The sequence below is a fragment of the Devosia sp. genome, assembly GCF_034675085.1.
Classification (GTDB): domain Bacteria; phylum Pseudomonadota; class Alphaproteobacteria; order Rhizobiales; family Devosiaceae; genus Devosia.
This window is the reverse complement of sequence record NZ_JAUCDN010000249.1, coordinates 1-4920: the sequence shown is the minus strand read 5'-3', so window position 1 is coordinate 4920 and position 4920 is coordinate 1. Positions and strand designations below refer to the sequence as shown.

General features: G+C 67.4%; 5 protein-coding genes. 3 read left to right on the top strand and 2 right to left on the bottom strand.

The features are described from left to right. Positions 1–548: amidohydrolase family protein (locus VDP82_RS13890; protein ID WP_323015443.1), on the bottom strand; the 548-nt coding region annotated here is incomplete at its 3' end. Positions 549–665: 117 nt separating this feature from the next. Between VDP82_RS13890 and VDP82_RS13885 the strand changes: the two genes are divergently transcribed. Continuing rightward, complete coding sequence (locus VDP82_RS13885) at positions 666–821, top strand: hypothetical protein (RefSeq protein WP_323015442.1); 156 nt, start codon at positions 666–668, stop codon at positions 819–821. A gap of 9 nt (positions 822–830) precedes the next feature. Here VDP82_RS13885 and VDP82_RS13880 read toward each other — a convergent pair whose 3' ends face one another. Continuing rightward, complete coding sequence (locus VDP82_RS13880) at positions 831–3044, bottom strand: putative bifunctional diguanylate cyclase/phosphodiesterase (RefSeq protein ID WP_323015441.1); 2214 nt, start codon at positions 3042–3044, stop codon at positions 831–833. Positions 3045–3200: 156 nt separating this feature from the next. Between VDP82_RS13880 and VDP82_RS13875 the strand changes: the two genes are divergently transcribed. After that, on the top strand, positions 3201–4247 hold the full coding sequence (locus VDP82_RS13875; protein ID WP_323015440.1) for an NAD(P)-dependent alcohol dehydrogenase: 1047 nt from the start codon (positions 3201–3203) through the stop codon (positions 4245–4247). A 73-nt stretch (positions 4248–4320) separates the two neighbouring features. Beyond that, positions 4321–4851 carry an MgtC/SapB family protein gene (locus VDP82_RS13870; RefSeq protein WP_323015439.1) on the top strand — a complete coding sequence of 177 codons (531 nt, stop codon included), beginning with the start codon at positions 4321–4323 and terminating at the stop codon, positions 4849–4851. The last annotated feature ends 69 nt before the right edge of the window (positions 4852–4920 follow it).

Sequence of the window (4920 nt, the reverse complement as noted above, 5' to 3'; positions counted from 1 at the left end):
GGATCGGCGTTGAGCACGCCGGGAAAATTCATCATCTCGGCCAGCCCGATCACCTTGGGGTGGCCGCGGAAGGGTTCGAGATCGGCGATTTCCAGCGCCGCGCCAGCCGTCTCGAATTGCGTGGCCGGCACGCAGGAGGACAGGTTGATGCGCACGTCCATGATGGTGTGTTCGGCGCTGTCGAGAAAATAGCGAATGCCCTCGGCCCCGAGCACATTGGCGATTTCATGCGGGTCGCAAATGGCGGTGGTGACGCCATGGGGCAGAACGCAGCGGTCGAATTCATGCGGGGTGACCAAGGAGGATTCGATGTGCAGATGCGTGTCGATGAAGCCGGGCACGGCGAAGCGCCCTCCGCCCTTGATCACGCTGCGCCCCTCATAGGAGGCATGGGTGCCCACGATGCGGTCGCCGACAATGGCGATATCGGTGCGGTTCACCGCGCCGGTGATGACGTCGAGCAGGTTGACGTCGCGGATGACCAGGTCGGCGGGTTCCTTGCCCTGGCCGGCCATGATCATGCGGGTGAGGGTGGCGGGGCTGGTCATGGGCGCGTCCTTTTTGCTCTTGCCCGAGGGTCGGCTGCGGCGGGCCCGGCGTCAAGGCCCGGCGGAACTCCCGGTGCCGTCCTGACGTTGCGCCTGGGTCAACCCATGGAGCGTGCCATGAAAACCTATGATCCGCACAAATCGCCGACCCAGGTACGCCAGGGCAATACGCGGCAGATGAATATGCGGGTGCTGGTCATCTCCACCGCCGGCATCATCGTGCTGTTCGCGCTGCTCTATATTCTGTTCCTGCGCCCCGGTCTGGGCGGCTGATCCGGCGCTTCAGCTGCCGGTGCGGCGCAGGGGATGAAGGGCGTCCTCGAAGAGGGCGAGGATTTTTTCGCGCGTCACGCCCCCCGAGAACAGGAAGCCCTGCAGGGTATTGCAGCCCATGCGCCCCAGGATCGCCGCCTGGCCCTCGGTTTCCACGCCCTCGGCGGTGACCTCGATATCCATGGCATGGGCCAGGGTGACGATGGCCTGGGTGATGGCCACCGAGACATGCCCGTCGGCGAGCTGGCTGACGAAGGAACGGTCGATCTTGATGCGATCCACCGGATAGCGCTTGAGATAGGAGAGCGAGGAATAGCCGGTGCCGAAATCGTCGAGCGCGATATGGATGCCGGCGTCGCGGAAGGTGCGCAGATTGGCCGCCGAGACGTGCTCGTCGTCGAGCAGGATGGATTCGGTGATTTCCAGCTCCAGGTCTTCCGGCGCCATGCCGGTCTGGTCGAGAATGTCGAAGACCTGGGTGGCGAAGCGCGGGTTGCGAAGCTGGGTGGGCGAGATGTTGACGGCGATGGTGCGGCCGGGGACGGTGCTGCCCAGCTCGCAGGCGCGGCGCAGCACGAATTCGCCCAGTGCCTCGATCAGGCCGGTATTTTCCGCCACCGGAATGAAGCGGGCGGGCGCGACCTGGCCGAATTTGGGGTGGCGCCAGCGCGCCAGCGCCTCGGCGCCGATGATCCTGCGGGTCTTCTGGTCCAGCAGCGGCTGGAAGGCGACGTCGAGCTGGTCGTGCCGTTGCAGGGCGTCACGCAGTTCACCCTCGATGGTGTGCTGCATCTGCACCAGTTCGTTCATGTGCTCTTCGTAGATCACGGCGCAGTTGCGTCCGCCGGCCTTGGCCTCGTAAAGCGCGATATCGGCCTTGCGCACCAGTTCGCGCGGCTCCACCGGCGCGTCGGCGACATGCACGATGCCGATGCTGGCCCCGACATGGGCCTTGAAATTGTTGAGATCGAAGGGGCGCCCGATGGACTCGATGATGCGGTTGGCCATGATCATGGTGTCGGGCCGCCGTCCCTGCGAGGAGACCAGGATGGCGAATTCGTCCCCGCCCAGCCGCGCCAGCATGGCCTGGGGGCCGATAATGGCGCGGATACGCTGGCCCACCGCGCAGATCAGCGCGTCGCCGGCCTGATGGCCCAGCGTATCGTTCACCTGCTTGAAGCGGTCGAGGTCGAGCATCAGCAGCGATAATTGCGTGCCGTTTTCGCGCTGGTCGAGCAGGGCCCGGGCCAGATGGGTGTCGAAGCTCATGCGATTGGGCAGGCCGGTCAGCCGGTCGTGGGCAGCCTGGTGCTCGGCGTGGCGGCGGCCCGCCTCCAGCGCCGCGGCCGAGCGGCGCAACTGGCCCAGCAGCAGCACCACCAGAATGGCGGCGATGGCGAAGGCGGCGATCAGCGCCGGCCCGGTCTGGCGCAGCATGGTCAGGCCCGGCCGGTCGCGCTCCCATTCGAAAAAGGCGATGAAGCGCCCGGCATCGTTGAGGATGGGAAAGCTGGCGCGGCCCGAGGCGGGGGTGTCGGCCAGGGTGAAGTGGCCGTCCTCGAACATATATTCGCGGCTGAGGCGGCTGGAGGCCTCGCCATCGAGGAACAGTGCCCCGGCGATGATATATTCGCTGCCCGGTTGCTGGGTCAGCCGGCCGGTGTCGGAGGTGATGGCCATGACCCCGACAATGGCCGGCATGCCCTCGATCAGGGCGAAATCGGTGGCGGCGCGCGGCGTCGTTCTGGCCAGCGCCAGGGGCAGGGCCGGGGGCATGGCGCGCAGCCGGCTCACCAGCATTTCCACCGTGCCGGCCATGGCGCCATAGCTGGCCAGCTCCGCCGGCACGCCATTGGTCATCACGTAAAGCGGGCGGCCGGTGGCGTTGAGCAGCACCGAGCGGCCATGGCCGAGAAAGGCATGCGACCACAGCCCGATATTGGCGTTCACCCAGTTGAAATTGAAGGCGAGCTTGGAATTGACCAGCGTGTCGTCGCGGTTGGCGATGCTGGCCAGGTCATGGCCGAGCTGGTCGCGGCGCGTCTGGATCACCTCGGCGATCATGGCGCTTTGCCGCTCCAGCGCCCGCTGGTCGATATCGGCGGTGGACCAGAAAACGAAGCCGAGCACGGCCGCTGCCGTGGTGACCAGGGCCAGCACGACGGGCAGCAGCACTGTCGCCGAATAGCGCCATCGCTCGATTGTCGAATTCTTGCTTCGCATCCACCAGCCGGTTTCGTTCGGAGGGTCGCGTCAGCATAGGTAGGTAGACTTGCGGACTGGTTACCAAGCTCGGCGCAATTCCCCCGTCCCGCCTCTCGCCGCGAGGGGCGAAACTGGCTAGGCTGGTGGCCTTGTCCTGCCCTCCTGGAGCCGATCATGAGCAAAGTGCGCGCCCTTGTTCTCGAACGCCAGCACGCGCTGGCCCTGCGCGATATCGAGCTGCCGCTCGAAACCGGGCCGGGCATGGTCCGCATCGCCATCCACACCGTGGGCGTGTGCGGCTCGGACGTGCACTACTATACCCATGGGCGGATCGGCCCCTTCGTGGTCGAGGCGCCCATGGTGCTGGGCCACGAGGCCGCCGGCACGGTGGTGGAAGTGGGCGCGGGGGTGAGCCATCTCAAGGTGGGCGACCGGGTGTGCATGGAGCCGGGCATCCCCGATCCCAATTCCCGCGCCAGCCGGCTGGGCATGTACAATGTCGATCCGGCGGTGCGGTTCTGGGCCACCCCGCCGGTGCATGGCGTGCTGACGCCCGAAGTGGTGCATCCGGCCAATTACACCTTCAGGTTGCCCGACACTGTCAGCTTCGCCGAAGGCGCCATGGTCGAGCCCTTTGCGGTGGGCATGCAGGCGGCCAGCAAGGCGCGCATCGCGCCCGGCGACACGGCGGTGGTGCTGGGCGCAGGGCCCATCGGCACCATGGTGGCGCTGGCGGCGCTGGCCGGCGGCTGCGCGCGGGTGATCCTGGCCGATCTGGCCCAGCCCAAGCTCGACATCGCCGCCCGCTATGCCGGCATCATCCCGGTCAATATCGCCCGGGAGAACCTGGCCGAAAAAATCCACGAGATCACCGAGGGCTGGGGCGCCGATATCGTCTTTGAATGCTCGGGCTCGCCCAGGGCGTGGCAGACGATCATGGAGCTGCCGCGCCCCGGCGGCGTCATCGTGGTGGTGGGCCTGCCGGTCGAGCCGGTGGCGGTGGATATCGCCGCCGCCTCGACGCTGGAGGTGCGCATCGAGAATGTCTTCCGCTATGCCCACCAATATGAGCGCGCCATTGCCCTGATCGCCTCGGGCAAGGTCGACCTCAAGCCGCTGATCTCGGCAACCTTCCCGTTTGAAGACTCCATCGCCGCCTTCGAGCGCGCCGTCGAGGCCCGGCCGGACGACGTCAAGCTGCAAATCCGCGTCGCCGATTGAGCCACCGGCTGGCGCCGGAACCGGACAGGGCCGCCGGGGTTGTGGTTCCACCACGACCCAGCGGGAGACGCCCATGGATACCGGCAATGGCTTCGGATTCGTCGACACCTACCTGCCTCAGCACATCATCGCCATCCGCCTGCTCGTCGCCGCTCTTCTGGGGGCGGTGATCGGGTTCGAGCGCGAGGTCAACACCGCCGAGGCGGGGTTGCGCACCCATATTCTGGTGGCGGTGGCCGCCGCCCTGTTCACCATCCTCGCCTTCGAGATTTTCCACACCATCGAGCCGGGCGAGGCCGGGTCGCGCGCCGATCCGATCCGCGCCGTCGAGGCGGTGACGGCCGGCATCGCCTTTCTGGGGGCGGGCGCCATCTTCCGCTCGGGCGACAATGTGCAGGGGCTGACCACCGGCGCCGGCATGTGGCTGGCCGGGGCGGTGGGGGTGGCCGCGGCGCTGGGCTATTATGGCGTGGCCTTGGGGACGGCGCTGTTGGCGGTGCTGGTGCTGGCGGCCTTGCGGGCCGTTTCCCATGGCATGCTGCATGGCGGGGGCAAGGACAGGGCGGGCCGCGGGGAGAAGCATTTGGAGGGGCCCCGGCGCTGAGGGACGCGCGCCCGGCCCATGCTTCTCCCCCCGTGCGGGCAACGACCGGGAGGCGTCGTGTCCGCGCCC